At 43.4% G+C, this 20,426-nt stretch carries 22 protein-coding genes; 6 read left to right on the top strand and 16 right to left on the bottom strand.

All coding sequences use genetic code 11. From position 1 onward, the window contains the following. Window positions 1-39: 39 nt before the first annotated feature. The 4 genes from msrA to AC58U0_RS22760 all read right to left on the bottom strand — a co-directional run bounded on the left by msrA (window position 40) and on the right by AC58U0_RS22760 (window position 3,944). Window positions 40-1,101, bottom strand: a complete 1,062-nt coding sequence (gene msrA, locus AC58U0_RS22745; protein ID WP_497381331.1) for a peptide-methionine (S)-S-oxide reductase MsrA — start codon at window positions 1,099-1,101, stop codon at window positions 40-42. 259 nt (window positions 1,102-1,360) lie between these two features. Continuing rightward, complete coding sequence (locus AC58U0_RS22750; protein WP_497381236.1) at window positions 1,361-1,711, bottom strand: hypothetical protein; 351 nt, start codon at window positions 1,709-1,711, stop codon at window positions 1,361-1,363. A 360-nt stretch (window positions 1,712-2,071) separates the two neighbouring features. Next, the gene (locus AC58U0_RS22755; RefSeq protein ID WP_497381237.1) at window positions 2,072-2,641 is read right to left on the bottom strand and encodes a TetR/AcrR family transcriptional regulator; all 570 of its coding nucleotides are present in this window, start codon (window positions 2,639-2,641) and stop codon (window positions 2,072-2,074) included. 133 nt (window positions 2,642-2,774) lie between these two features. Further along, window positions 2,775-3,944, bottom strand: a complete 1,170-nt coding sequence (locus AC58U0_RS22760) for a YbfB/YjiJ family MFS transporter (protein ID WP_497381238.1) — start codon at window positions 3,942-3,944, stop codon at window positions 2,775-2,777. 134 nt (window positions 3,945-4,078) lie between these two features. Here AC58U0_RS22760 and AC58U0_RS22765 point away from each other — a divergent pair, with 134 nt between their 5' ends. The 3 genes from AC58U0_RS22765 to AC58U0_RS22775 all read left to right on the top strand — a co-directional run bounded on the left by AC58U0_RS22765 (window position 4,079) and on the right by AC58U0_RS22775 (window position 7,489). Beyond that, the gene (locus tag AC58U0_RS22765) at window positions 4,079-4,948 is read left to right on the top strand and encodes a LysR family transcriptional regulator (RefSeq protein ID WP_497381239.1); all 870 of its coding nucleotides are present in this window, start codon (window positions 4,079-4,081) and stop codon (window positions 4,946-4,948) included. A gap of 323 nt (window positions 4,949-5,271) precedes the next feature. After that, complete coding sequence (locus tag AC58U0_RS22770) at window positions 5,272-6,372, top strand: GerAB/ArcD/ProY family transporter (protein ID WP_497381240.1); 1,101 nt, start codon at window positions 5,272-5,274, stop codon at window positions 6,370-6,372. Between the two features lie 16 nt (window positions 6,373-6,388). Continuing rightward, window positions 6,389-7,489, top strand: coding sequence for a GerAB/ArcD/ProY family transporter (locus tag AC58U0_RS22775; protein ID WP_497381241.1), 1,101 nt, complete (start codon window positions 6,389-6,391; stop codon window positions 7,487-7,489). 232 nt (window positions 7,490-7,721) lie between these two features. Here AC58U0_RS22775 and AC58U0_RS22780 read toward each other — a convergent pair whose 3' ends face one another. The 12 genes from AC58U0_RS22780 to AC58U0_RS22835 form a co-directional block, all read right to left on the bottom strand. Further along, window positions 7,722-8,876, bottom strand: a complete 1,155-nt coding sequence (locus AC58U0_RS22780) for a Ger(x)C family spore germination protein (RefSeq protein WP_497381242.1) — start codon at window positions 8,874-8,876, stop codon at window positions 7,722-7,724. Beyond that, window positions 8,873-10,390 carry a spore germination protein gene (locus tag AC58U0_RS22785; protein ID WP_497381243.1) on the bottom strand — a complete coding sequence of 506 codons (1,518 nt, stop codon included), beginning with the start codon at window positions 10,388-10,390 and terminating at the stop codon, window positions 8,873-8,875. The genes AC58U0_RS22780 and AC58U0_RS22785 overlap by 4 nt, the downstream gene beginning before the upstream one ends. Window positions 10,391-10,530: 140 nt before the next feature. Then, window positions 10,531-10,767 carry a tautomerase family protein gene (locus AC58U0_RS22790; protein WP_497381244.1) on the bottom strand — a complete coding sequence of 79 codons (237 nt, stop codon included), beginning with the start codon at window positions 10,765-10,767 and terminating at the stop codon, window positions 10,531-10,533. Window positions 10,768-10,808: 41 nt separating this feature from the next. Further along, window positions 10,809-11,885, bottom strand: a complete 1,077-nt coding sequence (locus AC58U0_RS22795) for an NAD(P)H-dependent flavin oxidoreductase (RefSeq protein WP_497381245.1) — start codon at window positions 11,883-11,885, stop codon at window positions 10,809-10,811. A gap of 62 nt (window positions 11,886-11,947) precedes the next feature. Continuing rightward, window positions 11,948-12,271: an NIPSNAP family protein gene (locus tag AC58U0_RS22800; protein ID WP_497381246.1), complete on the bottom strand. Its 324-nt coding sequence runs from the start codon at window positions 12,269-12,271 to the stop codon at window positions 11,948-11,950. 60 nt (window positions 12,272-12,331) lie between these two features. Then, window positions 12,332-13,075: an SDR family NAD(P)-dependent oxidoreductase gene (locus AC58U0_RS22805; protein ID WP_497381247.1), complete on the bottom strand. Its 744-nt coding sequence runs from the start codon at window positions 13,073-13,075 to the stop codon at window positions 12,332-12,334. A 262-nt stretch (window positions 13,076-13,337) separates the two neighbouring features. Next, window positions 13,338-14,222 carry an NAD(P)-dependent oxidoreductase gene (locus AC58U0_RS22810; RefSeq protein ID WP_497381248.1) on the bottom strand — a complete coding sequence of 295 codons (885 nt, stop codon included), beginning with the start codon at window positions 14,220-14,222 and terminating at the stop codon, window positions 13,338-13,340. A gap of 72 nt (window positions 14,223-14,294) precedes the next feature. Next, on the bottom strand, window positions 14,295-15,038 hold the full coding sequence (locus AC58U0_RS22815; protein ID WP_497381249.1) for an SDR family NAD(P)-dependent oxidoreductase: 744 nt from the start codon (window positions 15,036-15,038) through the stop codon (window positions 14,295-14,297). Window positions 15,039-15,164: 126 nt separating this feature from the next. After that, entirely contained in the window at window positions 15,165-15,797 is a 633-nt protein-coding gene (locus AC58U0_RS22820; RefSeq protein ID WP_497381250.1) for a DsbA family oxidoreductase, read from the bottom strand. Beyond that, entirely contained in the window at window positions 15,797-16,336 is a 540-nt protein-coding gene (locus AC58U0_RS22825) for an NAD(P)H-dependent oxidoreductase (RefSeq protein ID WP_497381251.1), read from the bottom strand. Before AC58U0_RS22825 ends, AC58U0_RS22820 begins: the two co-directional genes overlap by 1 nt. A gap of 71 nt (window positions 16,337-16,407) precedes the next feature. Then, window positions 16,408-16,731, bottom strand: a complete 324-nt coding sequence (locus tag AC58U0_RS22830; RefSeq protein ID WP_497381252.1) for an NIPSNAP family protein — start codon at window positions 16,729-16,731, stop codon at window positions 16,408-16,410. 168 nt (window positions 16,732-16,899) lie between these two features. Continuing rightward, the gene (locus tag AC58U0_RS22835) at window positions 16,900-17,643 is read right to left on the bottom strand and encodes an SDR family NAD(P)-dependent oxidoreductase (protein ID WP_497381253.1); all 744 of its coding nucleotides are present in this window, start codon (window positions 17,641-17,643) and stop codon (window positions 16,900-16,902) included. Window positions 17,644-17,997: 354 nt separating this feature from the next. Between AC58U0_RS22835 and AC58U0_RS22840 the strand changes: the two genes are divergently transcribed. The 3 genes from AC58U0_RS22840 to AC58U0_RS22850 all read left to right on the top strand — a co-directional run bounded on the left by AC58U0_RS22840 (window position 17,998) and on the right by AC58U0_RS22850 (window position 20,206). Continuing rightward, a complete protein-coding gene (locus AC58U0_RS22840) occupies window positions 17,998-18,327 on the top strand; it encodes a hypothetical protein (RefSeq protein ID WP_497381254.1) in 330 nt (109 codons plus the stop codon). A gap of 469 nt (window positions 18,328-18,796) precedes the next feature. Beyond that, complete coding sequence (locus tag AC58U0_RS22845) at window positions 18,797-19,615, top strand: TylF/MycF family methyltransferase (RefSeq protein ID WP_497381332.1); 819 nt, start codon at window positions 18,797-18,799, stop codon at window positions 19,613-19,615. 420 nt (window positions 19,616-20,035) lie between these two features. Next, the gene (locus AC58U0_RS22850; RefSeq protein WP_156389898.1) at window positions 20,036-20,206 is read left to right on the top strand and encodes a hypothetical protein; all 171 of its coding nucleotides are present in this window, start codon (window positions 20,036-20,038) and stop codon (window positions 20,204-20,206) included. Window positions 20,207-20,426 lie beyond the last annotated feature (220 nt).

Below are 20,426 nucleotides of genomic sequence, written 5' to 3' on the forward strand. Positions count from 1 at the left end.
ATTTTAACCATGAAACTGCAAATGATACCGCAGTTACTGTTAATTAAACAGCTCAGCATAAGCGCCATATCCTTTTTGTTCAAGTTCATTTTTTGGAATAAATTGTAAGGCCGCAGAGTTCATACAGTACCGCAATCCCGTTGGTTTGGGTCCGTCTTTGAACACATCGCCTAGAAAGGAATCCGCATTACGGCTTCTGACCTGGGTAGTCAACGAAAGAAAACCAGAGCTTTCTTTTAATATAATATTGTTTGGCTCCAAAGGTTTTGTAAAACTAGGCCAGCCCGTGCCTGCATCAAATTTATCCTTCGAGCTGAACAAAGGCTCGCCTGAGACAACATCTACGTAAATCCCTTCTTCTTTGTTATCCCAATATTCGTTATTAAATGGCGGCTCATCAATACCCTTCTGAGTTACATCGTATTGGCGCTTAGTCAGCATTTTCAGCTTTTCCTCCTTATTAAAATCTTTATTGAAAACTGTTTTTGCAGTAATTTTTACTTCCCGATCCTTGCCCCAAGTTTTATCTAAAAATTTATCACGACCAGATCCAAGCTCACTTACCTTGTAGCTGATTGGGCTTTTTTTGTAATAATCCTGATGTTCCATTTCGGCTTTGTAAAACGTTGATGCAGATGAAATCTTAGTTACAATCGGTTTATCAAACCTTTTTGATGCTGCTAATGCATCTCTGGATGCCTCAGCCAACTCTTTTTGTTCATTACTATTGTAAAATACAGCGGATTGATATTCATTGCCACGATCAACGAATTGACCGTTTGCATCCGTAGGATCAACGTTTCGCCAGAAAACTTGAAGGAGGTTGTCATACGTAATCTGATTCGGGTTATAACGAACTTCCACCGACTCGAGATGTCCTGTAGTTTCAGAACCAACTTCTGCATAGGTGGGATTTTCCTTATGTCCTCCTGTATAGCCACTTTCAACACGCAAGACACCGTCAAGCTTTTCGAAAGCCTCTTCCATATGCCAGAAACAACCACCAGCAAAAATAGCTGTTTCGTAAGGCGTGCTCGAATTTTCATTAACTGTAGTTAAAAGCTCTTGAGCCTTCACTATTTCTTTTTTGTGAAACGACATGTAAAAGGAATAAACAATAAAGACTAATAGGGCACTAATTAACACAACTAAGTTACTTTTCTTTAATTTCAATTTCTCCTTCACCTCCGTGTATTATTGGGGATCTTTCCTCCCCTCTACTGCGTTTGTTTTTCGCTTATCCTTCTTTATTTTTCTTACACTTGGATTTTAACAAGAAAAGAACGGAAGAAAATCTGCGGAAGGTCATGTTTTCACAAAAAAAAAGGCAGAACATATGGTCGCCAAAGCATGATAAATCTCACACTCTATGCCAAAAGTCATGCCCGCCCGAATTATATGGAATGACGAACTGAAAACAACGCGAATTGATTTCTCTGTCCTTTTCTTTCCGTTGGATGGCTACATCGGTTAGATCGTTTAGAGCCGCGACGATTTCCATCTGTTCCGGTCCGAGATTGCCCCATTCGCCGCGTGCATACCGTATGGTTTCCCAATAACCTGAGACGTAGTTGCTCCCTTTTTCTTCAATTTCATGTAAGATGCGGTTTAGAGACTCTCCAGCCACAATAAGTGACAAAATGTCAGTTTTTATTCTCAAAATAAGGTTTTCCAATTCAATTTTAGGCATCTTCCGTTGTTCTGAATTCATATGACTACCCCTTCTCCTAATGGCTGCATCCGATGCACTTCTGTCAATAGAATGTACACACGCATCCATCATACAATGCTGCCTGAAATCATGTATAATCCAAAATAATAATATCGAGTATCTCAAAATCGGATACCTATACATACAAGAGGTCTATGAGTGCCTTATAAAACAACCACAAATAAAAACGGTGTACAACTAAAAGGAAAGGAGCTGACGCGTCAGCTCCTTTCCTTTTAATTGTATGATGTATCAAAACTTTAAGTATTTCGCTGTCCACCTTGAGAGTAGCTTCATTGCTGTAAAATCTCCTACCTATCAAAAGGTAAATCAATCACAAGAAAATATCCGCCTTCTTTTTTAAGTTAAAGCGGATATTAATCCTTCGGCAATCATGTCAAATCTACTTATATCCCGAAAACTTCTTGCAAGTAATTGCGCACCTTGAAGCGAAGCAAGGAATTGATGGGCTTCCACATCCGCGGCAGCTTCAAAATTTAAATGCCCTTCACGCCGTCCCTGATCCAACACTCGCTCTAGCCATTCTAGATTAGCGGTGAAAAGCTGAGCTAACCCTTCACGTGACTTGCCTGATAATGTAGCCAAGTCAGTAGAAATCATCACGCCCAGACAAGTACAATAATCTTGAACAGGGCCACTGTAAAGTAAAGTAAATTTGCGTAGCTTTTCCAAATTGTTCTGTGTCTCGGTATCGATTTGAGCAATTGCAGACATGAAATGTCTGTGATACCGCGAAATCAGCGCTTCTCCTAAATCCTCCTTGTTTGGGAAATGGTAATGAATACTGGCAGTGCGAATCCCTACTTTTTCTGCAATGTGTGCATAGCTAAATCCGTTAAACCCGACATCCTGAACAATCGACTGAGCAGTATCCAAAATGGCTTCTGCTGTATTTTTAGTTTTAGTCATGTTCTAATTCTACCTTTTAGTAGATAGCGTTGTCAACTAACCCTGAGCACTTTTTCAAAAATCGAAAATTTTAATCGTTCAAGGACGAGAGAATCCTTCATTATTTTTAGCCGTGTCAAAACTCAAACCTATTTCATGTAGCTTGTTTGAGCTGCCGCTCGGATCGACCAATACCCAAAGGCAAGCTAAGCGCCCCCAAGAAGACGATGAAAGCCGCTCCGATTAAAGCGGTGAGGTAGCTGCCATTTTCCGATATCAGAAGACCTCCAATAAGCGGCCCGATAATTTGCCCCAAGCCAAAAAAGGTAGTCAGTAAACCTATAATCTTTCGGTTGTTTTTTGGGTATAGATCCTTGGCAAAAGCGACGGACAGCGTCGTTATCCCCATAAAGGTTACGCCGAACAGAATGGCACCTGCGAATACAGCGGTTGAAGAAGGAATAAGAACCGGAATCGCAATGCCAATGGATTGCAGCAGCATGGCAACGGTCAATGTCCACTTTTTTCCCCATCGAGAGGCAAGCATCGACCAACCGACGCACGAAGGTGTCGCGGCAATACCAACCAGTATCCAACTAATTGATGCAATATTGGGGATGTTAGAAACTGACTTGGCGAAAGCTACAAGATAGGTCCCGGTAACAATGTAGCCCAAGCCTTCCAAGCCATAGGAAATCATCAAACATATCAAGACCCGCCGAACGGCAGAAGAATGATGGGTGTGGTCATGAGAAGAGCTTAACGTCTGCGTGACGGTATGCCTGTCCCGCAATGAATACCAGGCTGCCAGACCTAAGATCAGACTGATCAGTCCCAGTCCCATCCATACTTCGCTCCAATCGCTGTTTCGGGCAAGCAGCGGAACTGATAGTCCGGTCAGCAGAATGCCCGCTCCCACGCCTCCGTAGAATATTCCGGCTTGGAGCGCCGATAAACGATCCAGTACGATGCTGGAGGCGATGACAAACACGATTGCGCTGGCAAGGCCCGACAAAAACCGGAGTACAAGCCAGGCATCTAGGCTGTGGAACAGGCCCATTCCCCATGTGGTAGCAATACATACGATTAACCCAGCAAACAGCAGCATGGATCGGCTTCTAACCTGGACCAACGTCAGGACAAACGCACCAATAAAATACCCCAAATAATTGCTTGAAGCCAGATAACCCGCACCCGCTGCGGAGAACAGATGGTGATCCATCATCATCGGGAGGATAGGAGTAAAGGCGAACCTTCCGATTCCCATAGCCACCATCAATGCTGCTATGCCTCCGAGCAAAACGATCAAAGTCCTTCTCTCCATTCACTTTCCCTCCTATCTCTACTTTCATCTGTTCATTCATCATACAATGATTCCAGTTATCATGTATAATACAGAATAGTGATATTAAATATCTTAAATTCAGATGTCTAAATCTAAATATACAGGAGGTCTATATGGATATTCAATTGCTCAAAGTGTTTTTTACCACGGCGCACGAAGGTAGCATTTCTAAAGCGGCTCATAAATTAAACTTTGCCCAATCCAATGTCACCCATAAGATTCAACAGCTGGAGACCGATTTGCAGACTCAGCTTTTTTACCGCCACAATCGGGGTATTACGCTTACCCCTTCCGGTCAAATCCTTGTTTCCTATGCAGAGAAAATATTACATGTCATTCAAGAAGCCAGATTGGCCGTCGGAGACTCCTCCGTTCCTGCAGGGCCGCTTCATATCGGGTCTCTGGAAACAACCGCCGCCGTTCGGCTGCCTACGCTGCTTACCAAGTATCATACCGAATATCCGGCGGTAGACTTCTCTTTAATTACCGGTACTTCCGAGCAGCACATTCATGCCGTTCTTCATTATGAGCAGAACGGAGCATTCGTGGCCGGTCCTGTGGAGCATCCCGATTTGGTTCAGGAAAACGTCATTGATGAGGAGCTGGTACTTGTCACTTCGGTCTCCCATCCGCCTATTAATTCCCTCCATGATATGCAGTTGGCTACGCTCCTCGTATTCCACAACGGCTGTTCCTACCGGGCAAAATTAAATCAGTTACTCCATGATGAAGGCATATTGCCCGTTAAGCTGATGGAATTCGGATCGATTGAAACGATTATTGGTTGTGTAGGCGCCGGCCTCGGCATTGCTCTTCTGCCGCGTTCCATCATAACCGAGTCGGAAAAGCAAGGCCGAATCCGCTGCCATGAGATCCCCGGTAAGCATGCCATCGTCACAACCGTGTTCATCAGGCGCAAAGACGCTTTAATCACGCCCGCATTGTCAGCCTTCTTATCGGAGATTCGAGCCCATTTTAGTTAAAGTACTTAATGAGAGCACCGCACCAGATCGTCAGTCTGTCACGGCGCAACACAGGGCGGCGCTCATTGAAGGAGCTAGCAAGCTCTGCTCAACGTTCTGAACAAGCCGTTAGAATCTACCTTCGTAGTTATCGAGGGTTGAGCACCGAGAATTGGGGTTGGGGTGGACATTTTCTTATACAAGAAAGCTTGAGCAATCAGGCTTTCTATTTTTTTATGTAGGCGGATTTGATCTTGAAGAGTTATTCCCGGATTGCTTTCCATCTGTATACATGTTGGTAAGAAGGGAATACTTGGAGAGAATCTGACCTGAGGAGAACGAGAATGAAGTCCGCTGAAAAAATATCGGGAATCCAATTATGTATGTTAATTTTCTCCTTTATAGCTCCTATCGTCATTCTTATCATACCAGGTTTGGAGTCGAAGTTCTCCAAGCAAGATACATGGATATCGATTTTTCCTGCTGTCTTGATCGGGGCATTAACGATTTGGGTGATGATCGTATTGTCGAATCGCTACCCAGGTCTTACGATTATACAGTACAGCTCTCAAATCATAGGGAAATGGCCTGCAAGATGCTTAGGATGTTATTTTATTTATTACTGGATTAGTTATGATTTCGTGGTTCTTAATCAACACATACAGTTTATTAATACCGTTCTGCTCATGAGAACTCCTGCTATCGTTGTCAGTCTAACGTTGGCACTCTTATGCGGTTTAGCAGCCTATATGGGTATCGAATCTATCGCAAGATCTAATGAGTACATTTCCTTACTCATCTTTGCTTTGTTGATTCCACTCTTGATACTTATGCTCACGGAATCTGATTCGGAGCGGATCCTTCCTGTGATGAGTCATGGAATGCTTCCAGTCCTTCAGGCGTCCGTTTTCCCAACCGCTTACTTAAGTCAATTTTTTATTTTGGGGTGGCTTCTTCCTTATTTGAATCAACCGAAGAAAGCAACCAAAGTTTCGTTCATCGCATTGCTGCTTATCGCTGGTCTTCTCTGCATTGCTATTATACCTCTGATTATGATCTTTGGCCCGTTAGTGGAAAAATTGACTTTTCCAGTGTTAGAAGTAATTCGGTATATAGGTGTAACAGGAAGCTTTGAACGCTTGGAAGCATTAGGGGTGGCTATATGGGTTATGGGTTGCTTTGTAAAAGATGCTCTCATCTGCTTTATTATATGTCTAAGTGTAAGCCATTTTTTTAACATTAGAAATTACAGGGACTTTGTATTCCCTGTAACACTTTTGGGAGCGATAGGATCGGTTTCGGTTTTTAAATTTTATTCCACTGATTTGACTACTCTTCTTAGATATTCTTATCCAAGTTATGCCATTTTTACACAATTCATTTTACCCCTTGCACTTCTAATGATTGATACGATAAAGAGGCGCTGGAAGAAGTCAGTGTTTTAGTTGAAGGAGAACGCGAATGGAGTCCGCTGAAAAAATATCGGGAACTCAATTATGTTTGTTAATTTTTTCCTTTATAGCTCCTACCCTCATTCTTATCATGCCGGGTGTGTTGTCGAAAATTTCCAAGCAAGATGCATGGATAACGATTTTTCCTGCTGTCTTGATCGGGTCATTAACGATTTGGGCGATGATCATATTGTCGAATCGCTACCCGGGTCTGACGATTATACAGTACAGCTCTCAAATCATAGGGAAATGGCCTGCAAAATGCTTAGGATGCTATTTTATTTATTACTGGTTTAATTTTGATTTCATCGCTCTTCATCAACACATACAGTTTATAAATACCGTTCTGTTCATGAGAACTCCTGCTATCGTTGTCAGTCTAACGTTGGCACTCTTATGCGGTTTAGCAGCCTATATGGGTATCGAATCTATCGCAAGAAGTAGTGAATACTTTTCCTTACTCATCCTTGCTTTGTTGCTTCCACTCTTGATACTCATGCTCGCAGAATCTAATCCTGAGCGGCTCCTTCCTGTGATGAGTCAAGGAATGGTCCCAGTTCTTCAGGGGACCCTATTCCCAGTCGCTTACTTCGGTCAAACTATTATTTTGGGTTGGCTTCTTCCTTATTTCAATCAACCGAAGAAAGCAACCAAAGTTTCGTTCATCGCATTGTTCCTTATCGTCGGTCTTCTCTGCATTACTATTATTCCTCTGATTATGATCTTTGGGCCGTTAGTGGAAAAATTGACTTTTCCAGTGTTAGACGTAGTTCGGTATGTAGGTATAAAAGGAAGCTTTGAGCGATTAGAGGCTTTAGGGGTGGCTATATGGGTCATGGGTTGCTTTGTAAAAATATCTCTCATCTTCTTTCTTATATGTCTAAGTGTATGCCATCTTTTTAACATTAGAAATTACAGGGACTTTGTATTCCCTTTAACGATTTTGTCAGTGGTAGGATCGATTACGGTTTTTAATTTATATTCCAGTGAATTGACTACTTTTCTTAGATATTCTTTTCCAATTTATGCATTCTTTACGCAAACCATTTTACCCCTTACACTTCTAATGATTGATTCGATAAAGAGGCGCTGGAGGAAGTCAGAGGTTTAGTTTCATTGTTTTAAAATGATTTTTCCGATGGGCTCAAAAATGAATTTCACAGGAGCTGTTGTGCTAATATGAACATGGGCAAATAATAAAGAGCCTAGAATCAGACATAATCCCATCAAACAACTATATACAACAGCTACCTTAGGCTGTTTTTTATTTAGAAACATCCGAACTTTATAGTAAGACCAACCTAACGTGAAAATAACAAAAGTTGATATTTTCAGGATCATTATTATTCGGACTCCTTCTCGAAGGAAGAATGTACCATTCCCTCTCCTTGTATTATCAGGTTAACTTCAACCGATATATCTGCCTCTGGAAACCGAGCATCCCATTCGTTTTTCAAAAATGCCCACTTTTCAGGGTTATGCTTATAAATTTCTTGGCCAAAGCCCACGCTATCCACTTTATATTTCTTTTGGATTTTAAACATAACATCTTGGACTAGTTTCTTGGCTGCATCTTCCAGCGCTTTTGTTATTAGCTTCAAATTCTTTGGTTCGTTGATATCCAGACTGGAATTATTCTCGACCAAACTTCCTTGACCTTCCAACTGAATCTTAAATTGTAAAGAATCATGCCCAGTCTTCGTAATGATTTTACGGTCAGCTTGGGTTATCAACATCCCAACTTCCCCCTTCCCTTCGGGTAAATTTGCCGTGATTCGACCGAACTTCAGCTTGTCCGTCACCCACATCAGCCCCAATGTTTCATTTATATCTAATAAACCGGATAGTTTTAAATCTTTAAACACGCCAGCGCCCGCTAATCTAAATAGTTGCTTATGTGGATCTTTGGAGTGGATATCGGATTCAATTACCCCTACGACGGGGTGAACACCCTCACCTTCTGCCGAAATAAAAAAATCCTTCATTGTTACGGCTAAATCATCTCCCGAATTTTCCATTTCCCTCACTGCTTCAATTGGCACTTGCTTTAGAGGATAATTCATTTGCAAAATATTCTCCCCTTCATTGCCTTTAACAACCATGATATAAGTCTTTAAGCGATTTCTTGGGTCATGCGTAAAGATATCCAATACACCTTGAATGCCATGCTTAGCTAAACGTTCACTAATAAACACAATACTGCGATGAGAGTAAAACAAATGGCGCGAGCTTTTCTTCTGAAGTTTTTGATGAATTTCATTTCCATTCTTTCCCTCTGCGGATATAATGAAAAATTTATTTTTGCTGCCGCTCCCTCCGCCACCCATTCCTCCTTCAGTAGATGGCGTTGCGATTTGAAGAGAACATAGCATGTTACCGTCGTCCGACAGGTCCATCGCTGTACCCGTGACAAATGCAAGATCATTCATTTCCATACGATCCCAACACCCGCTAATAAAGACAAATACGAGAAGAATTATATATTTTAGTCTTCTCATCTCTTAACCCCCGATCGAAATTTCGCCCAAATCGGTATCCTTATCAAAACATCCTTCAAGCCGGTCAACTTAAGCGGAGAGACTGGAGAAAAATAAAGAACCCCGAAGGAACGAAGGGAGGTCACGTGCAATATGATGCCTATCAATCCTAGAACAATGCCATAAAGGCCCAGTGTCCCCGCCAAGAATAACATTGGAAAACGAAGTAATCGGATCCCATTTCCAAAGCTATAGCGAGGAATCGTAAACGCCGAAATGCCAGTGATGGACACGATAATGACGACTGGAGCAGATATTAATCCCGCTTGAACCGATGACTGACCAATGACTAAACCTCCAACGATACTTATGGTTGGGCCTATCTGTTTAGGCAGACGATTTCCGGCTTCCCGCAGGGCTTCAAATATGACTTCCATTAGTAAAGCTTCAATCACCGCAGGAAATGGAACGGCTTCCCTCGATGCAGCAATACTCAGAACAAGATTAGTGGGTATCATTTCCTGATGGAAGGTCGTAATAGCTACATACAGCGGAGGTGCAAATATCGCTAAATTGATAAAGAGGAATCGAATCCATCGAACAAAAGTAGCGACTGGCCAACGAACATAGTAATCTTCACTTGCCTGAAGTCCTGTCCAGAACGTCATCGGAACAATAAGGACAAATGGGGTAGTATCGACAAGAATGGCTACTTTTCCTTCAAGCAATTCAGCAGCCACCACATCCGGACGTTCCGTGTTGTGGACTTGGGGAAATGGTGAATACGGTTGATCCTCAATAAATTCTTCGATATACGCTGAATCGAGAATACCGTCCACTTGTATGGAATTCAATCTCGTTCTAACTTCATCAACTAATGTTTCCTGCACAATACCTTTTAGGTATGTAATGGCTATTCGAGTCTGGGAAACCTCTCCTAAAGTAATATACTCTATCTTTAATTTTGAAGTTTTGAGTCTTGAACGTATCAAACTTATGTTTGTTGAAATATGTTCAATGAAACCGTCCCTTGGGCCGCGTATAACAGGCTCGGATGACGCTTCTTCAATACTTCTTTTGGATGAACCGGGAATTGAGACCGTTATCACATTGCTGCTACCTGTAATTAGAATGGCGGCATAACCCTCTAATAGGTTACGAATGGTTTCTGATACTTTTGTAGAGCTATTCGTGGTTCCAACGGAGATCATCTCACTTTTAAGATCTCCTGCTTCCTTCGGAAATTTATCATTTGTTATGCTCGTGAGCATTGGTTTAATTACATGCTCATCGAGCATTTTTGTATCAATCAAGTTATCTATGTAAACAATGAGCCCTTGAAGGTTATGATTACCTTCTATCCTTCGGTATTCCAAGTCAGAACAATCCTGGAATGTTTCTCTTAAAATCTTTTCGTTTTGCTCGATATCCGATGTAAACTCATGATTATTGTCTTCCTCCAGGTTATTGCTTTTCATTGTAGGAAGATTTTCATAATTATTGAATGTATCTTTACCTCTTATAAACCATCTCATGAAAACTCCTCCTGATTGACACAGTCACTGCTATTATTCCAAATGGAGTAAGACATATACGATGAATAAAGACGCCCCTTATAAAAACCAAACCCAGTGCCGTGTTGGCACTGGGTTCGATTAAAAAAATATTAACGTAATTACTTCATCTTAGCGGCAAGCTGCCGGCGATATTCCAACAAAGGTAGTCCTCCCCAACCCCAATTCTCGGTATCAACCTCTTCGATAACTACGAAGGTAGATTCTAACGGCTTGTTCAGAACGTTGAGCAGAACTTCGCTGACCCCTTTAATGAGCGCCGCCTTTTCTTCGGCCGTGACAGACTGACTATCTGGTGTGGTACCCTCACGAGTCACTTGGATCGTAACGATTGGCATGTTAATTCTCCCCCATTCGGAATGATATGTTTAGTTATTATTTAATAAAGAATCGTTTGCGCCTGATTGATAGTTTCCTGCACGATACTCTCTGCACTTTGGCCAGAAGTAAGCATCCGCAAACCTTGTCCTGCCCACAAAGACATATAATCGGGATTATTTTGCTTGGCCGCAGCATTTCTAATATCCCTTGTCGCGGTATTTTGGGTAGGGAACGGAAGCGGCTCTAACCCGCTCTTCTCCCAGACTTCGATAAATTTGTTAGCAACCCCTCTGGCCGGACGACCGGAAAACACGTTCGTGATCACTGTGCTCTCCTCGGTGCTGGCAAGCAGTTTTCGCTGATACAAGATATGCGCTCCTGATTCAACCGCAGTCAGGAAGCGCGTTCCCATCTGCACACCCTGTGCCCCAAGTGCAAGGGCAGCGACAAGCCCGCGGCCATCCATAATCCCTCCAGCCGCAATGACAGGAACATGAACACGGTCAACAATTTGCGGCACTAAGGCCATTGTGCTAATATTAGCACCCATGGGTCGATTGGAGATGTCAAATGTCCCACGATGCCCCCCGGCCTCACTGCCCTGAGCCACAATCGCGTCGCATCCCGCTTCTTCAGCAAGGAGTGCTTCATTGACCGTCGTCACCATTGTGACAATTCGAATGCCCGCCGCTTTGGCTTGCTCAATCATATGTGCAGGAAGAACGCCAAACGCCGTGCTGACAACCGGGACTTTTTCCTCCAACACAACGGTGAATTGTTGCTCGAAATGATCTGGCGTTCGCACGGCTTCTCCCGCGACCAGCGGTAGTCCGAATGTATTTCGCATATCATTCAGTTCCCGTTGAACTTCTTCAGTTCTCGTATTGTCGTCGGTAGCCCGTATAGCAAATAAATTCACTCCAAAGGGAGCGTTCGTTATCTTACGAATGTCACGAATCGCACTGCGGATCGCTTCGGGCTCCATATAAGCGGCTCCTAGTGTGCCAAGCCCACCCGCATTGGATACGGCCGCAGTTAAGCTGACCGTTCCAGGTCCACCTGCCATACCAGCCAAGAAGATGGGGTAACGAATATTGAAAATGCGACAAAGTTCTGTGTCAAGTTTCATATTCATCTTCCTCCCCTCAAAAAATTTATCTTCCATCCTTCATCGTTGTTGGATAGTGTTTTGCGCTTTTAATCGATTTGGAAGAAAGGTGCTTTTTTCATATAGACAATATCGATTTTCTCATGTAGGGGGCCGTTTTGTTCCGTTCTTTCCTTAAGCTCCAGCCATTCTGAATCTTCCAGAAAAGCTTGGAAGTTCTGTTCACGGGATGCCGCGTCCAGATGCTCAAGTACGTAATACAACCGATCCTTTGATTCGTCCACATCTACCCAAAAATTAGTTACCTTCATATCATGCTTAGCAAAAATTCTTATCGTATCATCCCGAAACCGATCCAGTATCGCTTGCATACGGCCGGGAACAACTTGGTAGATCCGCAGTTCATACAGCATAAACGCCATCCTCCTTTTCTTAATTCAGTATTTGTCCCCATTCCTAAGATTATTTACGGCTTACCACTGTCCGGCATTTTGACCGCCATCGACATGAAGAATCTCTCCAGTCACGAATTGTGCGGATTCTAGATAAAGAATGGCGTCAACAATATCCTGAGCCTCGCCCATTCGGCCTACTGGGTGCAATTTAGCCAAAAAGTCGTGTGTCTCTACCGAATGCATTGGCGTTTTGGTGATCCCAGGCGCGACTGCGTTCACGCGAATGCCCTTGTCTGCATACTCAATCGCCAGCGATTTCGTTGCCGCGTTCAAGCCTCCTTTGGTCAGTGCGGCAAGAACGGATGGCACGGCTTTAAGAGGCTGCTCTGTGGTTCCGCTTGCCGTGATGTTGACGATGTGGCCGGAACCAACCTTCATCATCTCGGTCAGCGCACGCTGAGTAACTTGGAAGAATCCTGCCACATTGATGGACAGTACCGATTCAAAATCTGCTTCAGTGTAGTCCGTGAATGGTTTCGCTATAAAAATACCGGCATTGTTCACCAGTGTGTCGATACATCCAAAGCGCGAAAGTGCTTCGCCGATTAAGCGTTCTGCTACTTGGGGATCTGAGATGTCGCCGGCAACATATGCCACATGCGCGCCTGTCGGATCGATTTCATTTGCAGCCTCAACCAATGCTTGTTCGCGGCGGCCATTGATGACTACATTGGCTCCTCGTTTCACCAGTTCAATTGCTGCTGCTTTTCCAATACCGCTGCTTCCACCTGTAATTACTGCTACTTTACCTTGAACACTCATTTTTATATTCTCCTTTATTTTTACCTATTAAAAGGTAGTTTATATTTAAAAAAATATCTGACCTTCTTTTCTACTCATTCATCATACAAAGATTTTAATATCCTGCAGAATACAGAATTATGATATTGAGTATCTCAAATACAGATATCTGAAACGGCTCATAAATTTAATTTTGCCCTCGTGAAATATCAGTTTGGAATATCCTTTATTTATATGACAAAGGATATTCCACGTCTCACCTTTTGATATTGTGTGATTCCACTTACATATTCGCCCATTGCTCATAACATTTATAAACAGAGCTCATATCTTCTTTGCTAAGTCCCGTATTGCAAGCCGTCTGAAATACCTGCTTTACGGACGCGGCGGTCGGTAGCGGCAAGCTCAGCGAATCCGCTAGCCTTGCAGCAAGACCAAGATCCTTGTGCATGAGCGCCGTCATAAACTGCGGCGAGAAATCATGCTCGATCATCTTCGAGCCCTTCATTTCGGCCACGCCGCTACGCGCGCCGCCTCCCGCAACAACATCGAGGAATTTGGAAGCGTCGAGACCGGCTTTACGGACCATGGCCAGGCTCTCAGACAGTGCAATCACATGGGTAGCCAACATCATATTGACAGCAAGTTTAGCTGTGGAGCCTGCTCCATAACCTCCCATATAAATCGCCTTCTTCCCCATCAGCAGGAGCAACTGCTCGACTTCCTCGAGCACATGCTTCTTGCCACCGACGATAAAGGTCAGTGTGCCTTCTTCGGCTTGCGGCTTGCTGCCAGCCACCGGTGCTTCCAGCTTGTCAACACCAACCGCTTCGAGTGCTTCCGCCATGCGGATGCTAAGCTGCGGATCGATCGTGCTACAATCGATAACAATTCGAGGCTTAGCCGAAATGCTTCTGCAACCGGCAAGAATACCTTGCTCTCCGAAATACACTTGCTCTATCGCGACGTCGTCGGTCAGCATTGTAAACAAGATTTCCGAATTCAAAGCCGCTTCAGCTGGGGTGGAGACGAACCTAACGGAGTCCCCCGCCCAATCATTCGTTCGGCCTTGGCTTCGCCTATACGCCACTATCATATGGCCCGCTTTTATCAGATGGTTCGCCATCGACTTTCCCATTGTTCCTAGTCCAATAAAACCGATGTTCATTTGTGTGCCCTCTCTATGACCGAAAAACCGGTACCATTCATTTCTTTTGCTTTCCTTGATCGGGCTAACAGCTTACCACTGTCCGGCATTTTGACCGCCATCGACATGAAGAATCTCTCCGGTCACGAATTGTGCGGATTCTAGATAAAGAATGGCGTCAACAATATCCTGAGCCTCCCCCATTCGGCCCAATGGGTGCAATTGAGCTAAATAATCATATGTCTCAACCGAATGCATCGGCGTCTTAATGACCCCTGGCGCGACTGCGTTCACGCGAATGCCCTTGTCTGCATATTCAATCGCCAGCGATTTCGTTGCCGCGTTCAAACCTCCTTTGGTCAGCGCGGTAAGTACGGCTGGCACGGCTTTAAGAGCCTGCTCTGCTCCTCCACTTGCCGTGATGTTAATGATATGGCCGGAACCCGCCTTCAGCATCTCGGTCAGCGCACGCTGAGTAACTTGGAAAAATCCTGCCACATTGATGGACAGTATCGATTCAAAATCCGCTTCAGTGAAGTCCGTGAATGATTTCCCTATAAAAATACCGGCACTGTTCACCAGTGTATCGATACGTCCAAAGCGCGAAATTGCTTTACCGATTAAGCGTTCAGCTATTTGCGGATCTGAAATGTCGCCGGCAACATATGCGACATGCGCGCCTGTCGGATCCACCTCTTTTGCAGCCTCTACCAGCGCTTGTTCGCGGCGGCCACTGATGACTACATTGGCTCCTCGTTTCACCAGTTCAATTGCTGCTGCTTTTCCAATACCGCTGCTTCCACCTGTAATTACTGCTACTTTACCTTGAACACTCATTTTAAATATTCTCCTTTTTATCTACCCATTAAATGGTAGTTTAATTTGGAAAAATATCAGAACTCTGATCTGCTCATTCATCATACAATGATTCTGTTAACCTGCATGGCGAACCCTTGCAGCAGCTTAACTATTCTCAAACACTCTTATAAAATCATTAGGAGATTGTAAACCAGATAGGCTGACCTTCTCGTTGACGACATAGTAAGGCACCCCTCTGATTCCCAGTTTTTCCGCGTTGCGCTGTCCTAATTCAACCTTTTCAATCCCATCGCCTTTAATAAGTCGCATTTTAAGTTCAGCAGCATCTTCAGTAATCCCGTTTGCTCTTGCTATTTCCACAAGTTTATCCACATTACCGATATCGATACCATTTTCAAAATAAGCCGTATATATCTTCTCAATCAATTGCTCTTGCAAGTTCTCTGGCGTAATAGCTATTAACTGATGGGATAAGGTCGTATTCGGTGTATATTTCACAATATCCATATTAAATGTAAGGCCGAAATGAGCACCGGTTTCATTATATTGCCTCATTCTTGCTTCGAATTGAGGAACCCCGCCTAGTCTCCCAATCATAACCTGGCGATAATCTTCTCCTTCAGGACGAATACCAGGATTAATCTGAAAAGCATGCCAACGAACAGTTGCCTTAGTGCCTTCTGGTAATTGTTTCAAAGCGGTTCGCAGACTGCTAGTTCCCATACGACACCAGGGACACATCGTATCCATATAAACATCAATGATCAAGTCTTTCATTAGTCCACCACAACTGGCTTTACCGTTTTAATATGATTCACGTAAGCGATGCTGCTCTGTGCTAATCGTTCATCCGTAACGATAGAAGTGTCGTTTAGTGAAAAGTGAGGCAGATAAGAGGCACTAATAAAATGAGCAAGTGCTTCTATAGGTCGCAATATTTCTCGCAGGGTAAAGCGATTGAACCCGGTTGCTTGATACGACTCTTCCGTACCATAGGTCGAGATCGCAACACCGATTTCTTTACCCGCTGTTTTAGTGCCATCCGGACCATAAGCCCAGCCGTATAGCAAGACAGAATCAAACCATTTTTTGAGTAATGGCGGTGTGCTGTACCAATAAAGCGGATATTGAAAAATAATCCGGTCATGCGCTTCAATTAATTGCTGCTCTCTAGCAACATCGATGTTTTCGTCTGGGTACGCTTTATATAATTCATGAATCGTGATATCGTCATGCTTTTGCAATTCCTCCACCCATGCTTTATTCCAGTTGGATGCGTCGATGTTCGGGTGAGTAACGATTACTAAAGTTTTCATTTTATTTGCTCCATTTCATTATTGTTTTTAGAAATCTTTTTTTAATTTACATACAGGTTCCCGTATGATTTTCATTTGTTATCGAAAAATGATACGTTTTGCATAAATATACTTTCTTGCTTCTTAACTAAGGGGCCATCAAGTTCTGAGATTCGTTTTACTTCAATCCATTCAGGATCGTTGCGGAAACGATCATAGTTAAGGTTACGCATTTCCATATTGGCATGCTCAACAACATAATAAAGACGGTTATTCGCTTCATCTGAATCTTCCCAGAAATGCGTCACTTTCATATCATGATTCATAAATAATTGAATAACATGATCTCTGAACCTGTCTTGGATAACCTTCATCTTGCCTGGATTTACATCATAAACTCGCAGCTCATATAGCATCTCTTCCCTCCTCCATTAATAAAAAATTATTTGTTTACTACTTAACTTTGCCGATAATAATATCCAAGTGTAAGTGAATCGAATAGCTCGTGAGCATTTATTCAATTTGGAAAAAAGCAGCTCCAGCCATTTTCAGTATTTGTCCGTATTCCAAAAATTACTTACGGCTTACCACTGTCCGGCATTTTGACCGCCATCGACGTGAAGAATCTCTCCAGTCACGAATTGTGCGGATTCTAGATAAAGAATGGCGTCAACAATATCCTGAGCCTCGCCCATTCGGCCCATTGGGTGCAATTTAGCCAAAAAGTCGTGTGTCTCTACCGAATGCATTGGCGTTTTGGTGATCCCTGGCGCGACTGCGTTCACGCGAATACCCTTGTCCGCATACTCAATCGCCAGCGATTTCGTTGCCGCGTTCAAGCCTCCTTTGGTCAGTGCGGCAAGTACGGATGGCACGGCTTTAAGAGGCTGCTCTGTGGTTCCGCTTGCCGTGATGTTGACGATGTGGCCGGACCCCGCCTTCAACATCTCGCTCACCGCACGCTGAGTAACTTGGAAGAATCCTGCCATATTGATGGACAGTACCGATTCAAAATCCGCTTCAGTGTAGTCCGTGAATGGTTTCGCTATAAAAATGCCGGCATTGTTCACCAGTGTGTCGATACGTCCAAAGCGCGAAAGTGCTTCGCCGATTAAGCGTTCTGCTACTTGGGGATCTGAGATGTCGCCGGCAACATATGCCACATGCGCGCCTGTCGGATCGATTTCATTTGCAGCCTCAACCAACGCTTGTTCGCGGCGGCCATTGATGACTACATTGGCTCCTTGTTTCACCAGTTCAATTGCTGCTGCTTTTCCAATACCGCTGCTTCCACCTGTAATCACTACTACTTTATCTTGAATATTCATTTCACCATTCTCCTCTGTTATCTACCTATTAATAGATAGTTTATATTTCAAAAAATATCAGATCTTCTAATCTGCTCATTCATCATACAATGATTTCTATTATCCTGCATAATACAGAATAATGATGTCGGGCATCTCAAATTCAGATATCTAAACCTACATATATATGTCATTCAAAAATGTTTTATTTCACAGCTACCTTGTCCCGCCAACACCTCGTTAGACGTAGATTGCGCCGCAAACCCCGACGAAACTAAACATTGTAGTCTCCCGCCAGTGATTTGGATCGATGGAAACAATTTGATATACTTAATCTCACGACTGAAATATATTTCTTTTCGATGGAGGCTTCACATGTCTAATTCCAGTATGTTTACCATGGCGATGTACCGCCCACATCCGGGTAAAGAAGGCGAACTAGCCGAGATTGTCAAAGGACACGTCCCGATGCTCCGCGAAGAAGGGCTAATCACGGATTTTACGCCGGTAACGCTGCAGTCTGTAGACGGTACGCTGATTGAAATATTCGAAGGGTTGTCCGAGGAAGCCAAGGACAAAGCGCATACATCTCCGAAAGTATGGCCGATATGGGAAAACATGATGAAAGTTGCCGAGTTGGTAAGCCTTTCATCGCTGCCTGAAGCGGACAAGCCGTTTCCGAATTTCAAAAAAGTCACCCTATAACCAGCAATGTCGCGTAAGAAACCTTCATGATAACTTGGAGGTTTTTTTTGCATGAGGGGCAATAAGAATAATGAAAGAATCGCTGGTAAGAGACACTAAAAACCGCGCAGCATCAAGCCTTCGCGGTTTTCGTGATTTCGTAATTTATTAAGAACCTACTTACCCTTAAGCGCCAACATCTTCATCAAAACCGTTACGGCTTCCGCTCTCGTTGCTTGCTCACTAGAATTTATGATGTATTTCCTTCAAATCTTTAATTGTTGGTTTAAACAACTTGTCTCCCTGCTGGTAAGGTTATATCCCGTCTGAAACTTGCAAGATTGAAAATGGTGAGTTGTGGAGGTATATTCGTCCAATCTATAAGAGGAATGAATCATACATTGAATAAGATGATTCATTAGTCGAAAGGTGGGAGTTACCGGTGCGAGACAATCAGGCGTCAGGGAATTCTGGACAAGAAGGCGAACATATGCTTTACAATCTCTCTAAAGATATGTATTTGGAACTCCTAAAAAAAGCGATTTTATTTGAGATCTGGCATGAAGATGCCGAACGATATCAGCCTTTGACGCCGGATATACAACTACATCTTCCTACTGAATTATTGAATCAACTGCGTGTGCAGGATTTGGAGGTTGTTAAACGTTTTCATCCCAACCGTGACGTGCGCCGTATTGGTTTTGACTGGCCTCCTGTTGCTCATAGCATGATCGGCAGAGTTCGCATGGAAAATTTGCAGCAATGCATGCAGACCGTATTGAATGACCATATAGAGGGCGATTTTATAGAAACCGGGGTCTGGAGAGGCGGAGCTTGCATTTTTATGCGAGGTTTTCTCAAAGTTAACGGGATCCAGGATAGAAGTGTGTGGGTCGTCGACTCTTTCGAAGGATTGCCCAGACCGGAATGTGCTCAAGATAGCGGCGATATTCACCATACTTTTGATTTTCTGAAAGTTTCTTTGGAAGAGGTAACAGAAAATTTTCGAAAATATGATCTCTTGGATGGCCAAGTCCGATTTCTAAAGGGGTGGTTTAAAGACACTTTACCATCCGCTCCGATTAACAAGATTGCGGTGTTGAGATTTGACGGAGATATGTACGGTTCGACCATGGATTGCTTGTATAATCTGTACCCGAGAGTATCCAAAGGCGGATTTATTATTATTGATGACTATTGTCTGCCGAATTGTGCGGCCGCCGTCAACAACTTCAGAAGTATGCACGGAATTAATGACCCGATGTATTTAATAGAAGGATGCGGCTGTTATTGGCGGAAAATGGAATAGACGCGGCAAGGGTAACAATTATGTCAGAACAGGATCTGCTGCGAGAAGCCAAATACCACCAAGTTTACTGGCTAAATTCACATGACTAACTCCAACAATGAGAAAAACCCCATTGTTGCTAAACATAGCTATTCTGCCATAAATGGTTACTATTCCGCATAGCTTCCCGTAACCTGAACGGGCTGCCAATAATGCTGGCAGCCTGTTGTCATGGCACAATCGTTTTCCGTTAGGAGTTCTGGGAGAGTTCTCGCAGTAGTTTATTTTAGTATTATTCAGATAAGATCCCCCCAAATCTACCCCGAATGGGGGATTGTTATTAATTATTGTTCCGATAGAATTAATCTAATCAGGATACATATCGTATGAACAATCAATCGAAATGATCCGACATTGATTGACTAGTAGGAGGCGAAAAAATTGTGCACATCTGATCAATTGAAATTCGTTGTACAACTCTCTAATGGAAAAATCATTAGTCAACCCATGCCTTACAAGGATGCCCAACAAGTATTTATTAATTTGTTTGATCAGGTGAGTGGAATATTTCTCGTTACCTATGATCCGAGTAAAGATGAAACCCAATATTAATAGAGGAGATCGTTGGAATTGTAACTCGAAGTCAAGTGTTTTTATAAATAACTCCACTTCCCCTCGCCACCGTCGTAATCGCCTTCCATTGTGACAAATACAACAGGCTTCCCGCCCGCTGTATAAGAAGCAGCTCGGAGTTTTCTTTCTTTTAAATCCACAAAAAGTGCAGGTTACAGCGGCGGCCTGCTAAAATAAACAACCCCCACCGATATCGCGG

The sequence above is a fragment of the Paenibacillus sp. J31P190 genome (genome assembly GCF_059692075.1).